15 protein-coding genes and 1 tRNA gene are annotated in these 18,372 nt (G+C 62.9%); 9 read left to right on the top strand and 7 right to left on the bottom strand.

What is annotated here, in order from left to right; all coding sequences use genetic code 11:
- The 6 genes from ACTS1Z_RS04085 to ACTS1Z_RS04060 form a co-directional block, all read left to right on the top strand.
- On the top strand, positions 1 to 240 hold a 240-nt coding region (locus ACTS1Z_RS04085; protein ID WP_442623159.1), incomplete at its 5' end, for a hypothetical protein.
- Positions 241 to 242: 2 nt separating this feature from the next.
- Entirely contained in the window at positions 243 to 2,369 is a 2,127-nt protein-coding gene (locus tag ACTS1Z_RS04080; protein ID WP_442623158.1) for a glycosyltransferase, read from the top strand.
- A gap of 39 nt (positions 2,370 to 2,408) precedes the next feature.
- A complete protein-coding gene (locus tag ACTS1Z_RS04075; RefSeq protein ID WP_442623162.1) occupies positions 2,409 to 5,987 on the top strand; it encodes a hydantoinase B/oxoprolinase family protein in 3,579 nt (1,192 codons plus the stop codon).
- Positions 5,988 to 6,084: 97 nt separating this feature from the next.
- Complete coding sequence (locus ACTS1Z_RS04070) at positions 6,085 to 6,783, top strand: DUF969 domain-containing protein (RefSeq protein WP_442623157.1); 699 nt, start codon at positions 6,085 to 6,087, stop codon at positions 6,781 to 6,783.
- Positions 6,780 to 7,742, top strand: coding sequence for a DUF979 domain-containing protein (locus tag ACTS1Z_RS04065; protein WP_442623156.1), 963 nt, complete (start codon positions 6,780 to 6,782; stop codon positions 7,740 to 7,742). The genes ACTS1Z_RS04070 and ACTS1Z_RS04065 overlap by 4 nt, the downstream gene beginning before the upstream one ends.
- On the top strand, positions 7,733 to 8,716 hold the full coding sequence (locus ACTS1Z_RS04060; protein WP_442623155.1) for a DUF2891 domain-containing protein: 984 nt from the start codon (positions 7,733 to 7,735) through the stop codon (positions 8,714 to 8,716). The genes ACTS1Z_RS04065 and ACTS1Z_RS04060 overlap by 10 nt, the downstream gene beginning before the upstream one ends.
- A gap of 36 nt (positions 8,717 to 8,752) precedes the next feature.
- Here the strand turns inward: ACTS1Z_RS04060 and ACTS1Z_RS04055 are convergent, their stop codons facing one another.
- From ACTS1Z_RS04055 to ACTS1Z_RS04030, 6 genes are all read right to left on the bottom strand, one after another.
- A complete protein-coding gene (locus ACTS1Z_RS04055; RefSeq protein WP_442623154.1) occupies positions 8,753 to 9,490 on the bottom strand; it encodes a class I SAM-dependent methyltransferase in 738 nt (245 codons plus the stop codon).
- A gap of 88 nt (positions 9,491 to 9,578) precedes the next feature.
- Positions 9,579 to 11,456: an ATP-binding cassette domain-containing protein gene (locus ACTS1Z_RS04050; RefSeq protein WP_442623153.1), complete on the bottom strand. Its 1,878-nt coding sequence runs from the start codon at positions 11,454 to 11,456 to the stop codon at positions 9,579 to 9,581.
- A gap of 97 nt (positions 11,457 to 11,553) precedes the next feature.
- The gene (locus ACTS1Z_RS04045; RefSeq protein WP_442623152.1) at positions 11,554 to 11,880 is read right to left on the bottom strand and encodes a PilZ domain-containing protein; all 327 of its coding nucleotides are present in this window, start codon (positions 11,878 to 11,880) and stop codon (positions 11,554 to 11,556) included.
- 14 nt (positions 11,881 to 11,894) lie between these two features.
- On the bottom strand, positions 11,895 to 12,257 hold the full coding sequence (locus tag ACTS1Z_RS04040; protein WP_442623151.1) for a PilZ domain-containing protein: 363 nt from the start codon (positions 12,255 to 12,257) through the stop codon (positions 11,895 to 11,897).
- Between the two features lie 80 nt (positions 12,258 to 12,337).
- A complete protein-coding gene (locus ACTS1Z_RS04035; protein ID WP_442623150.1) occupies positions 12,338 to 13,573 on the bottom strand; it encodes an acetyl-CoA acetyltransferase in 1,236 nt (411 codons plus the stop codon).
- 10 nt (positions 13,574 to 13,583) lie between these two features.
- Complete coding sequence (locus ACTS1Z_RS04030) at positions 13,584 to 15,038, bottom strand: carotenoid oxygenase family protein (protein ID WP_442623149.1); 1,455 nt, start codon at positions 15,036 to 15,038, stop codon at positions 13,584 to 13,586.
- A 138-nt stretch (positions 15,039 to 15,176) separates the two neighbouring features.
- On the opposite strand from ACTS1Z_RS04030, the gene ACTS1Z_RS04025 reads away from it, so the two are divergent.
- On the top strand, positions 15,177 to 15,959 hold the full coding sequence (locus tag ACTS1Z_RS04025; protein WP_442623148.1) for a DUF1295 domain-containing protein: 783 nt from the start codon (positions 15,177 to 15,179) through the stop codon (positions 15,957 to 15,959).
- A 28-nt stretch (positions 15,960 to 15,987) separates the two neighbouring features.
- Here the strand turns inward: ACTS1Z_RS04025 and ACTS1Z_RS04020 are convergent.
- Positions 15,988 to 16,061 (bottom strand) — tRNA-Cys (locus ACTS1Z_RS04020).
- A gap of 197 nt (positions 16,062 to 16,258) precedes the next feature.
- On the opposite strand from ACTS1Z_RS04020, the gene ACTS1Z_RS04015 reads away from it, so the two are divergent.
- Both ACTS1Z_RS04015 and ACTS1Z_RS04010 read left to right on the top strand, forming a co-directional pair.
- Complete coding sequence (locus ACTS1Z_RS04015; RefSeq protein ID WP_442623147.1) at positions 16,259 to 16,909, top strand: protein-L-isoaspartate O-methyltransferase family protein; 651 nt, start codon at positions 16,259 to 16,261, stop codon at positions 16,907 to 16,909.
- A gap of 1 nt (position 16,910) precedes the next feature.
- Positions 16,911 to 18,368 carry a TolC family outer membrane protein gene (locus ACTS1Z_RS04010; protein WP_442623146.1) on the top strand — a complete coding sequence of 486 codons (1,458 nt, stop codon included), beginning with the start codon at positions 16,911 to 16,913 and terminating at the stop codon, positions 18,366 to 18,368.
- Positions 18,369 to 18,372: the final 4 nt, after the last annotated feature.

Here is an 18,372-nt window from a genome sequence, read left to right as displayed (position 1 = left end):
GACGCCGAGCGCGAGGCGGCGTTGTGGCGTGCGCGCACGGCCGCCGCGTGGACGGAGATCGATCGGCTGCGCAGCGAGAAGCGCATACGCGCGGGCCGGGAGAAAGCGCTTACGGCGCGGCATGAACGCGATCTGGCGCGGCAGGCGGAACGCACGCGCACAGAGATTGACCGGCTGCATCGCGCGGCGGGCTGGTCGGGACGTTGGCGCGCGCGTTTCGCGCGGCTGTTTGGCCGATAGCCGTGCACCGCTTCCCGCCGCCGCCCGACGGACCTATGGCCGCCGCCATCGTCGCCAGCCAACGCGGTTTCTGGTCCGATGCGATCATGCTGTGGCGCGATGTCTTTCGGTCCGGCGAGCACGTTCGGCTTGCGTCCGCCTGTGCCGCCGAGGCGGCGCTGAATCTCGGACATCGGGGCTTGGCCGATCACATGCGGGCGCAGCTCGATCCAGTTCCGGATTTTCTTGCATCGATCGATAGCGCGGGTCCTTCGGCGCATTCGCTCGACTCTTACAGCGGTGACGCCGAGCCGGTCATCGACGCATTTCGATCGGATCATCCGATGGGGGATCTGGTGCCTGACGATCTCTCTTTCGCCGCGCCATCGGCATCGCAGCGGGGGTCCGCGCTCGGCCGGATATTCGCCGGTTCGGCGAAGAAAACGCAAGCAACGGTTGAAACATTGCGCACGCGGGGTGATGCGGGCGGACTGCGCGACCATATGGACGGCCTGCTGGACCGTGGCGCATCGCCGGCGCATCTCCACTGGGCGATTGTCGGACTGCACAAGCTGGGCGCCGGTCATGACGATCCGCTGCTGGAACGCGCCATTGCATCTTTTGCCGCATATCCACTTTCCGCCGAAGACCGCGCTATCGCCGATGCGCGGCTGGCGCGCGCGCTCGGCTATCCGGGTTTCGCGCGCATCCTTTTACGGCGGGCGCTGACCGAAACGAAGCGCGCCAAGAAGCGCGCGGCGATCCGCCGCCGCTTGGCCAGCCTGGCGGCGGAGCGCGGCCGCTGGCTCGACGACAGCACAATACTGGCCGCCGCCAATTTCGCTGGGGAGGTGCCTGCGCGTGCCGCTTTGCTCGATCATGTTCGCAGCAAGCCGGATGCCCAGCCGCCTATTTCCGCCGAGCCGGTCGAACTGGCCTTCGATTGGCTGTTCGAACGCGGACTCGAAGGCGCCGAGCCGTACGATCCTAACAATCGCCTGCTGATGGTCGGCAACACGCTGGCGTGCGGCGGCATGGAGCGGATGCTAGCGCGCGCCTATCGCCATTTCGCCGAGGGCGACGATTTTGATCATGTTAATCTCGCGCTGCTCGATTATGCCGACGGCGCGCCGTCGGCCTTCTATGCGGAAGAGGCAGGCGTCAGTGCGCGCGATATCGTGCTGCTCGGACCCGATGGCGCGGCGGCCATGCCCTTCGCGCTCCTGCCGCCGAGCTGGAATGTGCGCGCGTACAAGCTCCATGCCCATATCCGCGATACCCGTCCGTGCGTCATCCATGCCTGGAACGACCTGACCGGATTGCTCGCGGTCTTTGCCGGGCTGGTCGCCGGATGTCCAAGGATCGTCATCCATTTCCATCATACGCCGAATGTCCCGCTAACCGGGCGGGCCGAGCCGATCGCTTCCTATCCCGCGGTCTATCGCCAACTGCGGACGCGGCCCGAAGTCGCGACCGTCTTCTGCGCAGAGGCGGCGGCGCGCGGCTATGCCGACTGGTGGCGCGCGCCCGAGGATGAGCGGTTTCGCGTGCTCTATAACGGCTTCGATTGGGCCGCGCCCGGAAAGCCGAAAGCGGAAGCGAAACAGGCGGTCGGTCTGGCGGGAGACCGGCCGGTTATCGGCACGGTGCTGCGCTTCTCCGAGGTGAAGCAGCCACTGCTCTGGGCCGATGCCGCTATCGCGTTGGCGCGGGAAGCGCCGGATACGCAATTCCTGATGATCGGTGACGGGCCCTTGCGCGCCGCGGTCGCGGATCGGTTTGCCGAGGCCGGCCTGGCGGCGTCTGTGCACATGCCGGGGCAGGTGGAGAATGTGGCCGATTATCTGGCCGCTATGGACCTGTTCTGGCTCACCTCGCGTACCGAAGGACTGCCGAACGTCCTGATCGAGGCGCAGTTTTCGGGCGTGCCCGTTGTGGCATTCGATGTCGGGGGGATCGGCGAGACCTTTGTCGATGGCGAGACGGGCATTCTCGTACCACCTGACAATGTCGGGGTGCTCGTCGATCGCAGTATTGTGCTGCTACGCGATGCCGAGTGGCTCGAAACCGCATCGCGAAAGGCTGTCGAGCAAGCCGGGCACCGTTTTTCGTCCGAGGCGTTTTTCGCCGGTCTCAAGCGGCTCTACTGACGGTCCGCGCTTGTAATCGCCGGGCGAGCCTGTTTGAACATGCGGATGGAGAGGGCTTGGCGCTTCGCGATCGATCGCGGCGGGACATTCACCGATGTGGTCGCGATCGCGCCGGACGGCGCGCTGCATGTCGAGAAACTCCTCTCCGACAATCCCGAACAATATGACGATGCGGCCGTCGCCGCGATCGAGCGATTGCAGGCAGGCCATGGCACAGGGCCGATCGCCAGCGTGAAAATGGGCACGACGGTCGCCACCAATGCGCTGCTCGAGCGCAAGGGCGAACGGGTGGTGCTGGCCGTGACGCGCGGGTTCGGCGATGCGCTTCGGATCGGCTATCAGGCGCGGCCGGAGATTTTCGCGCGACATATCAAGCTGCCGAGCCAGCTTTACGAGCGGGTGATCGAGATAGACGAGCGCGTCCGCGTCGACGGCGCGATAGAGACGCCGCTCGACGAGGATGCTGCGCGAGAAGCGTTCGAAGCGGCCCATGCCGACGGCTTTCGCGCCATCGCGATCCTGCTCATGCATGGCTGGCAGTACACGGACCATGAAGAGCGGCTCGCCGCCATCGCCCGCGAGATCGGGTTCACCCAGATTTCCGTCAGCCATGAGGTCGCGCCGCTCATCAAGCTGGTGGGGCGGGGCGATACGACCGTCGTCGACGCCTATCTCTCCCCGGTGCTGCGCCGATATGTGGACAAGGTTGTGGATGGAATTGGGGACGACGTTCGATTGCAATTCATGCAATCCAACGGCGGCCTCGCCGATGCGCACGCGTTTCGGGGCAAGGACGCGATCCTGTCAGGCCCGGCGGGCGGCATTGTCGGCATGGCGAAAACGGCGGAACAGGCCGGGTTCGAGCGGATCATCGGCTTCGATATGGGCGGCACGTCTACCGATGTCTCGCATTATGCGGGAAAATACGAACGCACGTTGGAAACGGTCGTCGCGGGCGTGCGGATCCGCGCGCCAATGCTGCAAATCCGCACTGTGGCCGCGGGCGGCGGCTCGATCTGCCATTTCGACGGCAGCCGGTTCCGGGTCGGGCCGGACAGCGCTGGCGCGGTGCCCGGGCCGGCCTGTTACCGGCGCGGCGGGCCGCTGACAGTGACCGACTGCAACGTCGCGCTCGGCAAGATCGACGCCGATCATTTTCCGCATGTGTTCGGGCCAAATGGCGATCAGCCCATCGATGTGGATATCACTGCGGAGAAGCTTGGGGAAATGGCGGTGGATATCCAGTTGGCAACGGGCACGCGCATGACGCCGGAGGAGGTCGCCGAAGGGTTCCTGCGCATCGCCGTCGACAACATGGCGAACGCCATTAAGAAAATCTCGATCGCGCGCGGCCACGACGTGACCCGTTACGCGCTCGCCTGTTTCGGCGGAGCCGGGGGGCAGCATGCCTGCCTCGTCGCCGACGCGCTCGGGATCGACCGGATCCAGATCCATCCGCTCGCAGGCGTGCTGTCGGCGTACGGGATAGGTCTCGCGGATGTGACGGTGCTGCGCGAGGTCACGTTCGGCAGGCCGCTGGGCACGGATTTCGGCGCCGAGATGGCATCGCTCGCCGAAGAGGCGGAAGCGGCCGTCCGGGAACAGGGCGTCGATCCCGCGGCGATAGAAAGCGAGTGCCGTGTCGCGCTGCGCTATTCCGGCAGCGACAGCGCGCTCGAAGTCGCGCGCGATACGCCCAGGGCGATGCGCGCGGTATTCGAAGCGCTGCACAAGGCGCGTTTCGGTTATGTCGACGAGGAGGCCGAGGTTATTGTCGAGACGCTAATCGCCGAAGCCGTGGGACGGACGAACGATATCCGTGCTCCTGCGAAGGCAGGAGCCCAGGCCCGGCCCCCTCGGACTGGACTCCTGCCTTCGCAGGAGCACGGAAAGGTGATTGCGCGCGAGGGTATTGCTCACGGCGAAACGATCACCGGCCCCGCCATGATCGTCGAGGAGACGGCGACCACCTATGTCGAGCCGGGCTGGCAGGCCGAGGCAGATACGCATGGAAATCTCATCCTGACCCGCGCAGAGCCGCGCGCGGAGCATCATGCGATCGGCACGGACGTCGATCCGGTCATGCTCGAAATCTTCAATAACCTCTTCATGGCGATTGCCGAGGAGATGGGCGTTGCACTGCAGAGCACGGCGAGTTCCGTGAACATCAAGGAACGCCTCGATTTCTCCTGCGCCCTGTTCGACCCTACGGGCGCGCTGATCGCCAATGCGCCGCATATCCCCGTCCATCTCGGCTCCATGGGCGACAGCATCCGGACGATCATCGAAGCGCGCGAGGACTGCAGGGATGGACGCGGCATCCGCCCGGGCGACGCCTATGTGCTCAACGCGCCCTATCGCGGCGGCACGCACCTGCCGGACATCACCGTCATCGTCCCGGTATTCCATCCGGGCGACGATGCGCCGTCCGCCTTTGTCGCGGCGCGCGGCCATCATGCCGATATCGGCGGGATCGCGCCGGGCTCGATGCCGTCAGATAGCCGTTCGATAGAAGACGAAGGCGTGCTGCTGGACAATGTCCTGATGGTCGATGAGGGGCGTTTCCTAGAAGCCGAGATGCGCACGATCCTCGGTGCGGGCGACTATCCGGCGCGCAATCCGGACCGTAACATTTCCGATCTCAAGGCCCAGCTCGCGGCGTGCACGCGCGGCGCGGAGGAACTGGTGCGGATCGCGGCCGATTATGGCCGCGATGTCGTGGCCGCCTATATGGATCACGTCCTCGCCAATGCCGAAGAGGCGGTCCGCCGCCTGATCGAAAAGCTGGACGACGGGGCGTTCACCTACGAGATGGACAATGGCGCGCAAGTATCGGTGGCGATCACGGTCGACCGCGAGGCCCGGTCCGCGACCATCGATTTCACCGGCACGAGCGACCAGCAGCCCGACAATTTCAACGCACCCTATTCGATAACCCGCGCCGCGACCCTCTATGTGGTGCGGACACTGATCGACGACGCGATCCCGATGAATGACGGGTGTCTGCGCCCGATCGAGCTGATCGTGCCCGAGGGTTCGATGCTCAACCCGCAATATCCGGCGGCCGTCGTCGCGGGCAACGTCGAGACCAGTCAGGTCGTCACAGATGCGCTGTTCGCCGCGACCGGCCGGCTTGCGCCGTCCGCCGGCACAATGAACAATTTTACCTTCGGCAATGACCGGCACCAATATTACGAAACGATCGCCGGCGGCTCGGGCGCGGGGCCCGATCATGACGGCACCAGCGCCGTGCAGACGCATATGACGAACAGCCGGCTGACCGATCCGGAGATTCTGGAGACCCGCCTCCCAGTGTTGCTTGAAAGCTTCGCGATCCGGCACGGCTCGGGCGGGGCAGGGCGGCATCGGGGCGGCGACGGCACGGTGCGCCGCGTGCGTTTTCTCGAAGCGATGCAGGCGAACATGCTCGCCAACCGCCGCCGCATCCCGCCCCGGGGCATCCGAGGAGGATCGGACGCGGCGCCGGGGCGCAACTATGTCGTGCGGACGGACGGTAGCGAGGAGGAACTGCCCGCCACCGCCTCGAGCGCGTTGGAGCCGGGCGACGTCTATGTCGTTGAGACCCCCGGTGGTGGCGGTTTCGGGGAGGATAAATGAATCGTTTTCGTCATCCCAGCGAAGGCTGGGATCTAAGGCAATTTGGCAATGCGCATGCGGCCAGAGATTCCAGATTTCGCTGGAATGATGTTAGCTAATGGCCGACTATCTTGTCCTGTCCGGTATCCTGATCGTCGTCGTCGGCTTCGCGCTGCGTTTCAATCCGCTGCTTGTCGTTGTGGTTGCGGCCATAGCAACCGGCCTTCTCGGCGGGCTCGATTTCGTTGCGGTGATCGAGGCGCTGGGCAAGGCGTTCAACGACAACCGCTATATTTCGGTCACCTGGATCATCCTGCCGGTGATCGGTCTGCTCGAGCGTTATGGCCTGCAACAGCGCGCGCGTACTGTGATCGAGGGACTGCGAGGTGCCACGATGGGCAAGTTGCTCGTCGTTTATCTCGGGTTCCGCCAGGTCACTGCTGCGATCGGCATGAAGGATATTGGCGGCCACCCGCAGGCGGTTCGGCCGCTCGTTGCGCCGATGGCCGAGGCGGCGGCCGAAAAATCGCATGGCGATTTGCCCGACGATGAGCGCGAGAAGGTCAAGGCGATGTCGGCGGCGACCGACAATGTCGGGCTGTTTTTCGGTGAGGACATCTTCTTCGCCATCGCGTCGATCCTGCTGATCCAGGGCGTGTTCGAAAGCGCCGGCTATCCGCTGACGCCGCTGCAGCTGTCGGTCTGGGCGATCCCGACCGCGATTTGCGCTTTTTTCATCCATGGCAGCCGTATCCTGGCTTTTGACAGGCGGCTGGGACGCATTCCTTCTCGTCGTGTCGAGGAGAAGCGCAGGTGATCACCTATGAATGGCTCTACATCCTCGCCGGCTCATTCTTCGCGCTATGGGCGCTGTTGAGCTTGCTCGACCGGTCGAATGGCAAGCGTCTCGGCAATGCCGCTTTCTGGGGGTTGCTCGCCGCGAGCTTCCTGCTCGGCAGTCATGTCTCCGATTTTGCCAATGGCCTGCTGGTGCTGGCGATGGTGGGCATTGCCGGCATCGGCGGCCTCGGGCGCAGCGATCCCGAAACGACGACAGTCGAACAGCGCTTCGATTTCTCGAAGCTTCTCGGCAACCGCCTGTTCCTGCCGGCGCTGATCGTTCCGATCACGGCCGTCGCGGGTACGCTGCTCTACAATTATACCCCGCTGTTCGAGACCGGGTTGTTCGAGGAGCGCCGCGAGACGCTGATCCTGTTCGGCATCGGCGTGGTCTTCGCTTTGGTCGCGGCAATGATCTGGTTGAAGTCGCCGCTACTGGCGCCGGCAGAGGAGGGGCGCCGCCTGCTCGATTCGATCGGTTGGGCCGCGATCCTGCCACAGATGCTCGCTGCGCTCGGCGCCGTCTTCGCGCTGGCGGGCGTCGGCGATGTGATCGGCGGAGCCGCCGGAACGCTGATACCGGAGAATAATATCCTGATCGGGGTGATCGTCTTCTGCCTCGGCATGGCGATCTTCACGATGATCATGGGTAACGCCTTCGCCGCCTTCCCGGTGATGGCGGCGGCGATCGGCATTCCGTTGCTCGTCGAGGATTATGGGGGTAACCCGGCGGTCATCGGCGCGGTCGGCATGCTGGCCGGTTTCTGCGGTACGCTGATGACGCCCATGGCGGCGAACTTTAACATCGTCCCTGCGGCGCTGCTCGAGCTGAAAGATCAGAACGGCGTTATCCGCCAGCAGGTCGGAACGGCGATCCCGCTCTGGTTCTGCAATGTCGCCATCATCTATATCGGAGCCTTTCTGCTATGGAGCTGACCCAAGACCTCGCCGAGAAATTCGCCCGCATCGCGCTAGGCCATGTCACGCAACAATATCCGCACAAGCTCGATCATGTCATGAACGGACCCGAGGACGCGCGCGAACCCAAGGTGCTGCACCCGATCTTCTATGGCAGTTTCGACTGGCACAGCTGCGTGCATGGATACTGGATGTTGCTGACCCTGCGGCGGCTCTATCCCGATGCGCCGTTTGCGCGGGATGTCGAGGTGCTGGCGGACCGGATGCTGACCGAGGAAAAGGTCGGGGGCGAGCTTGCTTATCTCGATCGCGAATATTCGGGCGGGTTCGAGCGGCCCTATGGCTGGGCCTGGCTGCTGGCGCTGCATGGCGAGGCGGCGCGGCACGAGGACCGCGACTGGAGCGCGAACCTCGAACCGCTCGCGCGCGCATTCGCGGAGCGGTTCATGCTGTTCCTGCCCAAACAGGGCTATCCGATCCGCACGGGCACGCATTACAATACAGCTTTCGCGCTGGTACTGGCTCATAGCTGGGCCGCGGCGCATGATGCGGACCTGCTCGGCCTGATCCGCGAGCGAGCGGGCTTCTATTACGGCATGGATCGCGACTGTCAGGCCTGGGAGCCGGGTGGCGATGAGTTTCTCTCTTCGGCGATGATCGAAGCGCTGCTCATGCGGATCGTGCTGGGCAAAGCGGATTTCGCCGAATGGTTCGCGAACTTCCTGCCGCGGCTCGATATCGGCGAGCCAGCCAGCCTGTTTACGCCCGCGGTTCCGAGCGATCGCAGCGACGGCAAGATCGCGCATCTCGACGGCTTCAACCTCGCCCGGGCCTGGTGCTGGCGGGGCATCGCCAATGCGCTGCCCGCAGACCTCGGCGAACGCGCTGCGCAAACCGCCGAGCGCCATCTCGACGTCGCGCTACCGCATGTCGAGGGCGACTATATGGGCGAGCATTGGCTGGCGAGTTTTGCGGTGCTGGCGTTGGGCTAGCAAGCACGGATAACATCCAAAGCTCGACCAGGTCTGCTATCGTGCCTTAATCAAGAAGGTCGCATAGTTGTTACGCTGAGATATTTTCAATATTGCAAGTGGGGCAAATCCTCTTTCGTGCAATAGCACCCAAAAGTCGTCGAGTTTATACGACGTGGCTGTCCGCGGATCGGAGGCGTATTCCTGTATATTTTCTTTGGGCGCGTAACGGGGATTGCCATTATCGAAGCGAATCTGAATTAATCCAATGGCATCCGTGGCGCATACAGAACGAATAGCTTTCAAAACCTCAGATCCATAATCTTGGTTTGGAAAATGTTGGAATACGGCAGTGCTCAGAAAAGCATCGACTTCTCCGTCCACCATCTTCTTAATATTTTCAGGTTCGCCGTCGAGGAGAATTGGGCGGAACAATTGATCATAACCTTCCGCGGTGATCATTCGTTGGCACTCGGCCAGGTTTTTCGCCGAAATGTCTACCCCGAAATATTGGTCAGCAATATCCTTCAACGCAAATACATTTGAACCGCCGCCTGGCCCCCATTCCAGGATACGCAAATTGCGAAGATCGCTTTCGCGACCGGCCATCTTGGCTGCCATCCGCAATTGGCTCGCGGTCAGCTGACCGATCTTCTGCCATCGCTCGTCATCAGCCCAACGTCCCTCGCCTCGATAATGTGATTGGTCTTTGCGCCATTCTTCGTCATCGTTCCGGTCCCAGACCTGCGAAATAACGTCAACCACCTCTTGTTCGGAAGGCTTTTTCTCGCCCATATACGACCCCTGTTTGTCAACTCTTTGGCAAAATACCCTACGATATTTGACTGCCCTCTATACGCGTTTTCCGGTATTCACAATATTGTCACATGGCTGCCTCCTCCAGCGCTTCGGAAGCCCTGGTCCAGATCTCTTCCTGTTCGGCGATCCGTTCCTCGATCTTCGCGCGCTGCATCATCAGGTCGCTCATCGTCGCGGCAGCGAGATCGCCTTTTACCTCGTCTGGCGCGAACATCGCATGATCTATGGCTGAGCGCTCCTTTTCGAGCTTCGTGATTTGCGCTTCGGCATCCTTGGCCTTCTTGCGCAAGGCTTGCGTTTCCTTCCGCGCTTCGGCTGCCTCGCGGCGCGCCTGTTTCGCGTTCTTCCGCGCGCCCGACTTCGCTTCCGGCGGCGGCTCGTCCTTGCCGAGCACGAAATCGGTGTAATCGTCGATCGATCCGTCGAACTCCGTAGCCGTGCCATCGTCGATCAGGATCAGACGGTCCGCAGTCAGTTCCAGCATGTGCCGGTCATGGCTGACGATGACGATAGCGCCGGAATATTCGGTCAGCGCCTGCACCAGCGCCTCGCGCGCATCGACGTCCAGATGGTTGGTCGGTTCGTCGAGGATCAGGAGGTGCGGGGCATCGCGCGTAATCAGCGCCAGCGCCAGCCGCGCCCGCTCGCCACCGGAAAGCTTGCGGACCTCTATCGTCGCCTTGTCGCCGGAAAAGCCGAACCTGCCGAGCTGTCCGCGCACCGCGCCGGGTTTCGCATCGGGCATGGCGCGCGTCATATGGTCGAGCGGCGTATCCTCGCCGTCCAGCTCCTCGACCTGGTACTGGGTGAAATAGCCGACCCGCGTCTTGCCGTGGATCGCGATATCGCCGCCCATAGGATCGAGTTGCCCCGCCAGCAGCCGGGCGAGCGTCGTCTTGCCGTTGCCGTTTCGGCCGAGAAAAGCGAGCCGGTCTTCGGGGTCGATGCGGAGCGACACGCGGGAGAGAACGGGCTTGCCCTCCTCATAACCGACCGCCGCATCGTCGAGCACGATCATCGGTGGCTTCATTTCGCCCGGGCTCGGGAAACCGAAAACGAGCGTCGGATCCTCGACCGCCGCTTCGACCGGGGCCATCCGCGCCAGCGCCTTCATCCGGCTCTGCGCCTGTTTCGCGGCATGCGCCTTAGCGCGCCAGCGATCGACGAAGGCCTGCAGTTTCTCGCGCTCGGCGATCTGCTTGGCGCGCACGCTGGCCGCCTGCGCCGCCTGTTCGGCCGCCTGTTTCTCGAACGCGTCATAGCCGCCCGGATAGAGCTTCGTTCGCCCAGCTTTCAGATGCAGGATATGATCGACGACGTTATTGAGCAGGTCCCGCTCATGGCTGATCACGAGCATTGTCCCGCGATAGTCGCGCAGGAAATTTTCGAGCCAGAGCGTCGCTTCGAGATCGAGATGGTTCGACGGTTCATCGAGCATCAGCATGTCAGGCGCGGTGAAGAGTAGCGCGGCGAGCGCCACGCGCATCTTCCAGCCACCCGAAAAACTGTCGAGTGGTTGCGCCTGCATGTCCTCGCTGAATCCGAGCCCGCTCAGGATGCGCGCGGCGCGGGCGGGCTCGGCATGCGCATCCATCGCGGCGAGGCGTTCGTGAATATCGCTGATCCGCTGCGGATCGGTTGCCGTTTCGGATTCGGCGAGCAGTGCGGTGCGTTCGGAATTGGCCGCGAGCACCGTCTCGAGCGGCGATTGCGTTCCGGCCGGGGCCTCCTGCGCCAGATAGCCGATCCGCATATCGTTCGGCATGTCGATCGAGCCGTCATCGGCCTCGATCTGCCCGGTCAGGGCGCGCATCAGCGTCGATTTGCCCGCGCCGTTGCGCCCGATCAGCCCGACCTTCGCACCCGGCGGCAGCGCCGCCGTCGCGCCGTCGAGTATCACCGTGCCGCCGAGGCGCACCTTGAGATTGCTGAAATTGATCATCGGCCCATCCAACAGGATCGCCGCCTATAGCGGAAACGACGCGCCGGGCCACTAGTCGTCAGCTAGAATTGTTAGAGTTCGACCACTCCAATGGCTTTCAGTCTGTTCCGACCGTGTCGACAAGCCGTTCGTAGATGTATTCGCTGATCGGCGCCTCGAACCGGCAGCCGACCCGAAACCCGTCGCGCCATACCACCCTTGCGCTCAATGGCTGAATGCCTGGGAGATAAATGAAGATGATTTCGCCCGTGGCGAGATTGACGGTGCTGTCGATCTGGAATCCCGTTTGAGAGATATCGGTCATGTCCGTTTTCGTCTGCGCGTAACCGCGTTTTCGCATGCCGATGCGCACATTGGCGCGCCGCCGACTGTGCTGCCGCTTGCCTGCCCCGGACTCTTGGGTTTGATTGTCGTCGGTAAACACGGTCGTCATTTTGTTCACTTCCAGAAGCCTTCCTCGCTAAGCGCATTCCTCGGCAGAGCGCGATGCGGCGTGATGATCGGCGAGATATCGACATCTTCCACTCTGATCGGCCGTTCGAAACGCGCGGCGAACCTGCTCGGCTCGGTGCGAAGGACGGTCGCGTCCACCGTGCCGATCCCGTTTATTCCGATGCCGATCCGCTGGCCGGGCTCCAGATGTGCAATATTCGACCCGCAGAAGCCGTTAGCCGAGATATCGTATGTCCGCGACATGCCCAGCACCGTGCCGTGCAGCGAGAGCTGCACGTGCGTAAGTAGCGGTTGGCGCGGCTCCCGCCGCCTGTTCACAAAGGGTTCTGTGACGACATTCGCTCTCATTTCGCGAATCAAAGTCACAGAAAAACGTGAAAAATCAGATAATTAGCATTTGTTAATCGCGCCGCGCGGCTGCTGAGCTTTCAGGCTCGCGCGACAATGAAACTCGCCACCGTGGTAGTGCTGCCGCCGATGTTCAGCATTCCGGCCTTGTCCGCGCCCTCGACCTGATAGTCGCCTGCCTGGCCCGTCACCTGCTTTGCGCAGTCGAGCATCATGCGGACTCCGGTCGCGCCGACCGGGTGGCCGGAGCCGATCAGGCCGCCGCTCGGATTGATCGGGTGCGCGCCGTCGATGGCGATCCCGCCATTTTCGATGATCTTCCAGCTTTCGCCGGGTCCGGTCAGGCCGAGATGGTCGATCGCCATATATTCGGTGGTCGTGAAGCAATCATGGACTTCGATGGCGTCCAGATCCTTGGCCGAGCCGATGCCCGCCCGCTCCAGCGCGTCGGCCACCGCCTTGCGGACATGCGGGAAGACATAATCCTCCGCTTTGCTCGCCTCGATCTTCGGCCGATACGCGATATGCGCGGTGCGGTGGCCCCAGCCGTCGATCCGGGCGATGTCGTCGAGCGACGTGCCATGTTGCGCAGCATAGTCGCGCGCCTTGGCTTCGCCCGCGAGAAAGATGACCGCGCCGCCATCGGTGATCTGCCCGCAATCCTGCCGCCGGATGCGACCGTCGATGACCGGATTGGCCTCGTCATCTTCTACGAAGCTCGCATTGCCGAACGTCCATTTGCGCGTCTGCGAATTGGGATTACGCCGGCCATTTGCGAAATTGGTGCGCGCGATCTCGGCGAGATGCGCCTGTTGCAGCCCGAAACGCCGCTCATATTCGTCGCCGAGCTCGGAAAACATGTGCGGCCAGGGATATTGGACGCCATCGCATTCCTTGCCGGAGAACATCGCCGGGCCGCCGATATATTGCGCGGCAGTGTCGCCGGGCACGTTGCGCATCATCTCGATCCCGAGCACGCAGACGCAGTCGTACCGCCCGGCCTCGATCTCGGCCATCGCGGAAAGGATCGCCATGCTGCCCGAGGCGCAGGCGGCTTCGTGGCGCTGGGCGGGCATGCCGGAGAAGCGGTCGTCGACCGCCGCGAAGAAGCCACCGAGCTGGCCCTGGTTGCAGAAGAGTTCCGCCGTGAAATTGCCGACATGGGCGGCTTCGATCTCTTCGGGTTCGAGGCCCGTATCGGCAAGACCGCCTTCCAGCGTTGCCTTGAAGAGGCCGAAAATATCCTCGCCTTCGCGATGCCAGTTGCGCGCGAAATCTGTCTGATAGCCGCCAAGGATGAATACAGGTGCGCTCATATGGTTTCGCCTATAGTTCGTCGCTGTTCGCCCAGATCGCATGTGTGCCGCTGCTGATGCGGTGGGGCAGGGCGATCCGGCAGACCGGCCCCGCTTCGATATCCCGCGCATCCAGCAACACGCATTCCGAGCGGTCGTTATTCGTGTCGATGGTGAAGGTTATCAGATAGCCGTCATCTTCCTCGGTCGATCCGATGCGCGGCACGAAGCACGGCTCACTTAGATATTCGCCGTCCGGGAATTGCAGTTCGACCGAATCGCCTGTCTCGAAATCATGCTTCACGATGCCGGTAAACACGAACCAGCCGGGCTTGGCCGTCGTGCTGTAAAGATAGCGCGTTTTCTTCCCCTGAAAATTGCGGTTGAAGCAGCCGAATTCCAGGATGCGCTCGTCGAGATGCTCTTCCTGCGTTTCGCCCGTCTTCAGGTTAAAGCGCCAGCGGTGGAGCTTGGGCTTCATCGAATGCTCGTCGAGATAGGCCATCATCTGCGCCCATTGTTGCGGCACGTCTTTCAGCGGCTTGGGCTGCGGGTCTTCCTGGAAATAGCCTTCGAGCACGATCTCGTCGCCCTCTTCATAGGCATTCATCCAGTGGAGAACGAAGGTCGGGTCGGCCTTGAACCAGCGGATATCCTCTTCGCTGCCATAGCGCGGGATGATCGCGAAGCGCGTGCCGAGTTCGGGATAGAAGCGCGCGGCGTGCAGGTCCCGCTCCAGCAATTCCGGGTCCCAGAAGAGCGGGAGATCATTGAAGATCGTGTAATTTTCGGTGAAGGCCATGTCGTGCGGCAGGCGGGGGCCGGGCAGGGGGATCGGGACGTAATGGGTGAGCTGATTGTTCTTATCGACGATGCCGTAATGCATGTACGGCGCCTTCTTCGAATAGTTGAAGAACAGCAGTTCGCCGGTATCGAGGTCGACCTTGGGATGGGCGGAAATGCCCTCGTCCGGCCCCCAATCGGCGATGCCCTTGTCCTCAAGCGTGACTGGATCGAGCAGATAGGGCTCGCCGCACTGGTAGAATGTCGAGACCACATTGCCGGCATGAACGACGACATCGGTCGAGGATGAGTCTTTCAGCGAACCCTGCGCGCCCCAGCCCGGCCGTTCGGAGAGCTTGGGGTTGGCCGCGATGCCGGCCCATAGCGCCCGGCCGGCTTCCTGTTCGGCGAGGAAGCCCTTCGTGCGGACAAAGCGGTTGCGATAGCTGGCCTTGCCGTCATGGATATGGATCGCATGCAGCATCCCGTCCCCGTCGAACGGATGATAGGTGCCGATCGCTTGGTGCACGGGGTTTTCGGTATTGCGGACATAGACGCCGGAAATATCGGTCGGGATCTCGCCCACCGCATCGAGGTCGTGCGCGTCCACTTCCTCGAAATTGGGCGTCCAGGCCCCGCCGATATAGGGATGGCCGTCATCCTCCAGCGTCGACTTTACGCGGTTGACGGTTTTGACGTCCATGGCGGCGATCCTTTCCAGTTCGGCTTTTCAGCATGGGTATCGAACCTGCGCGGCTCTGCCTAGGCTTTCGAAAAGCGTATGGCCAAGCGCCGCGGGGCGCAGCATATCGGTCGTAAAAACAACAGGGGCACACACTTCATGGAAAGCTTTCTCTTCGTTTTCGGCGTCAACGCGGCCGTGATCCTCGCCATCCTCGTGCTGCTCTGGGCGATCAGCGTTGCGATCAAGGATGTCAGCTTCATCGACAGTTTCTGGGGCTTCAGCTTCGTCATCATCGCCGGGGTGACCTACCTGCTTACCGAAGGCGGATCGGAGGAACGCCGCCTGCTGATCCTGTGCATCGCCGCCATCTGGGGCACGCGGCTCGCCGGCTATCTCTTCTGGCGCTGGCGCAGGGAAGGGCCGGACGGGCGATATGTCGCGATGCTCGGCAAGGCGCAGCCGCATCCGCACCGGTTCAGCTTCCGGATGGTCTTCATGCTGCAGGGCATCCTGTTGCTGATCGTCTCGCTCCCGATCCAGCTCGGCTCGATCCCGGCGGAACCCGCTGCCGTTGGCTTGCTGGGCTGGTTCGGCGCTGGCCTCGCCATTATCGGCATCCTCTTCGAAACGATCGGCGACTGGCAGCTCGCGCGCTTCAAGGCGCAAGGCACCGGCGGCGTCATGGACAAGGGGCTATGGCGCTACACGCGCCATCCCAACTATTTCGGCGACGCCTGCGTCTGGTGGGGCCTCTATCTGATCGCGGCGGAAACGACGCTCGGCATAGCGAGCTTCATCGGCCCGGCTGTCATGACCTATCTGCTGGTGAAATGGAGCGGCGCCGCGCTGCTCGAGCGCCGCCTCAAACGCGCCAAACCCGAATATGAGGATTATATCCGCCGGACGAGCGGTTTTTTCCCTTGGCCGCCGAAGGCCTGATTTCTCGAAATATTCCGGCGAGGAGACGTGGAGGCCCGAGCCGGAATCGAACCGGCGTACACGGATTTGCAATCCGCTGCGTCACCACTCCGCCATCGGGCCCCGCGGCAACTGTCGAGGGCGGGCAAATGGGCAAGCCGGGGCAATCTGTCAAGCGCAACCGCGCTTTCGTCGAAACCGTTCGCATAGCGGCTTGGCCTCGCTTGTTATTGCCGATAGAAGGCGGCGTTGACGTGACTGTATTGCTGAGATAAGACAGTCGTGTGCAACGAGAACAAGAACAGCAAGGCTTCCCTGCTATGACTCACGATTTCGAGGCGATGCGTGCGGCGATGGTGGAAAGCCAGTTGCGGCCGAACGCCGTCGACGACCGGCGTGTCATCCGGGCGATGGCGGTCCTGCCGCGCGAGGATTTCGTACCGGAAGACAAGGCGGCGCTTGCTTATGCGGAAATGCTGCTGCCCTTGAGCGATGGCCGCCGCATGAACCTGCCGATGGCGACCGCCCGGCTGTTGACCGAAGCGGCGCTCACACCGGACGATCATGTGCTCGTCGTCGGTTCGGCAACCGGTTATACCGCCGCATTATGCGCGGGCCTCGCTAAATCGGTCGTTGCGCTCGAAGAAGACGAAGCGCTCGCCGCGCACGGCGCGAAAACGCTCGCGGATTTCGCCAATGTCGACAGCGTTTCCGGGCCGCTCACCGACGGGTGGGCGGGCGGCGCGCCCTATGACGTGATCATTGTCGACGGTGCGATCGAACATCTGCCCGATGCGCTGGTTGCACAGCTCGGAGACGGCGGACGGCTCGTTGCTGCAATGGCCGACGATGGCGTGACGCGTCTTGTGTACGGCCGCAAACAGGGCGAAGCGTTCGGGACGACGGCCTTTGTCGATGCGCAGTCGGCGGCCTTGCCCGGTTTTGAACGTCCCGCGGCATTTGTGTTTTAGGATGAGTAACATGGCGGCAAAGGCGAGTATCTTTCTGTCGGGCGCTGCGGCGGTCGTGCTGATGACCGGGGCGCCGGCCTCGGCCGAGACGCTGCGCGGTGCATTGCTCGAAGCCTATCAGACCAATCCGACGCTGAATGCCGCGCGCGCCGGGCAACGGGCGAATGACGAAAATGTGCCGATTACCTTGGCGGACGGCCGTCCGAATGTAAGCGTGACGGGCTTCTACAACGAAAATCTGCGCAACTCGCCCAACTCCTTTACTGCGCCGGACCGGATCACCGGCGCGCAAGCCGATGCGACACTGCCGATCTATCAGGGCGGTTCCGTCCGCAACCGCATCCAGGCGGCCCGCGACCGGGTGGAGGCCGGCCAGGCCGATCTGCGATCGACCGAGGCCAATCTCTTCACCAACGTCGTCGCCGCTTATCTGGACGTTATCAGCAACCGGAACATTGTGGAGCTCAACGCGAACCAGGTGCGGGTGCTGGATACCAATCTTCAGGCGACGAGCGACCGCTTCGAAATCGGCGATCTGACGCGTACGGACGTCGCCCAGGCCGAAGCCCGGCTGTCCACGGCGCGTGCCAATCTGGACTCGGCCGAGGCCGAGCTTGCCGCGGCGGAGGAGAATTATCTGCGGCTCGTCGGTGAATGGCCCGAGGAACTTGAGCCGCCGCCGCCGCTGCCGGAGCTGCCCCCGACACCCGATGCGGCCGAAGATATCGCCATCGTCAACAATCCGGATCTGATCTCGGCGCAGCGCAATGCCGATGCGGCCGAACGCGACATCGCAGCCGCCCGGGGCACGCGGCTGCCGCGCCTCGAAGCCTTTGCGCGCGGCAATTACAACAATTATCTCGATACGCTCGGCGGCCCCCTCGGCAATCAGTTCGTGCAGGAAGAAACGACCGCGACCGTCGGCATTCGCGCCACGTTGCCCATCTATCAGGGGGGCCGGCCGGCCGCGCAGGTCCGCCAGTCACAGGCGCGCCGGACGCAGGCAATGGAAACCGTGATTGCCACCGAAAGGGCCGTTGTGGCCGATGTGCGCGCGGCGTTTTCGCGCTATCGCGCCACTTTGCAGGTGATCGACGCTACCGAGACGGCGGTCGACGCCAATGCACTCGCCCTTGAAGGTGTCCGCGCGGAAAATTCCGTCGGTTTGAGAACGATATTGGACATTCTTAACGCCGAGCAGGAACTGTTGAACAGCCAGGTCGATCTCGTGACGGCGCGGCGCAACGCCTATGTCGCCGGTTTCAACCTGCTGGCCGCCATGGGGCAGGCCGAAGCGCAGGATCTGGGCCTGGACGGCGGCGCGCTTTACGATCCGAACGTCAATTATGAGCGGGTCGACAATCAGTGGTTCGACTGGAACGACGATCCGCGTCCTGTGACTCAATCGACACGCACGGTCGATAATCCCGAGCGCGGGATGACAAATCCCGAAAATTGAGGCA

The sequence above is a fragment of the Parasphingopyxis sp. genome (assembly GCF_052168295.1).
In the GTDB taxonomy this organism is placed as follows: domain Bacteria; phylum Pseudomonadota; class Alphaproteobacteria; order Sphingomonadales; family Sphingomonadaceae; genus Parasphingopyxis.
Note: the sequence above shows the minus strand (reverse complement) of the source record. Positions and strands in the feature narration are given on the sequence as shown.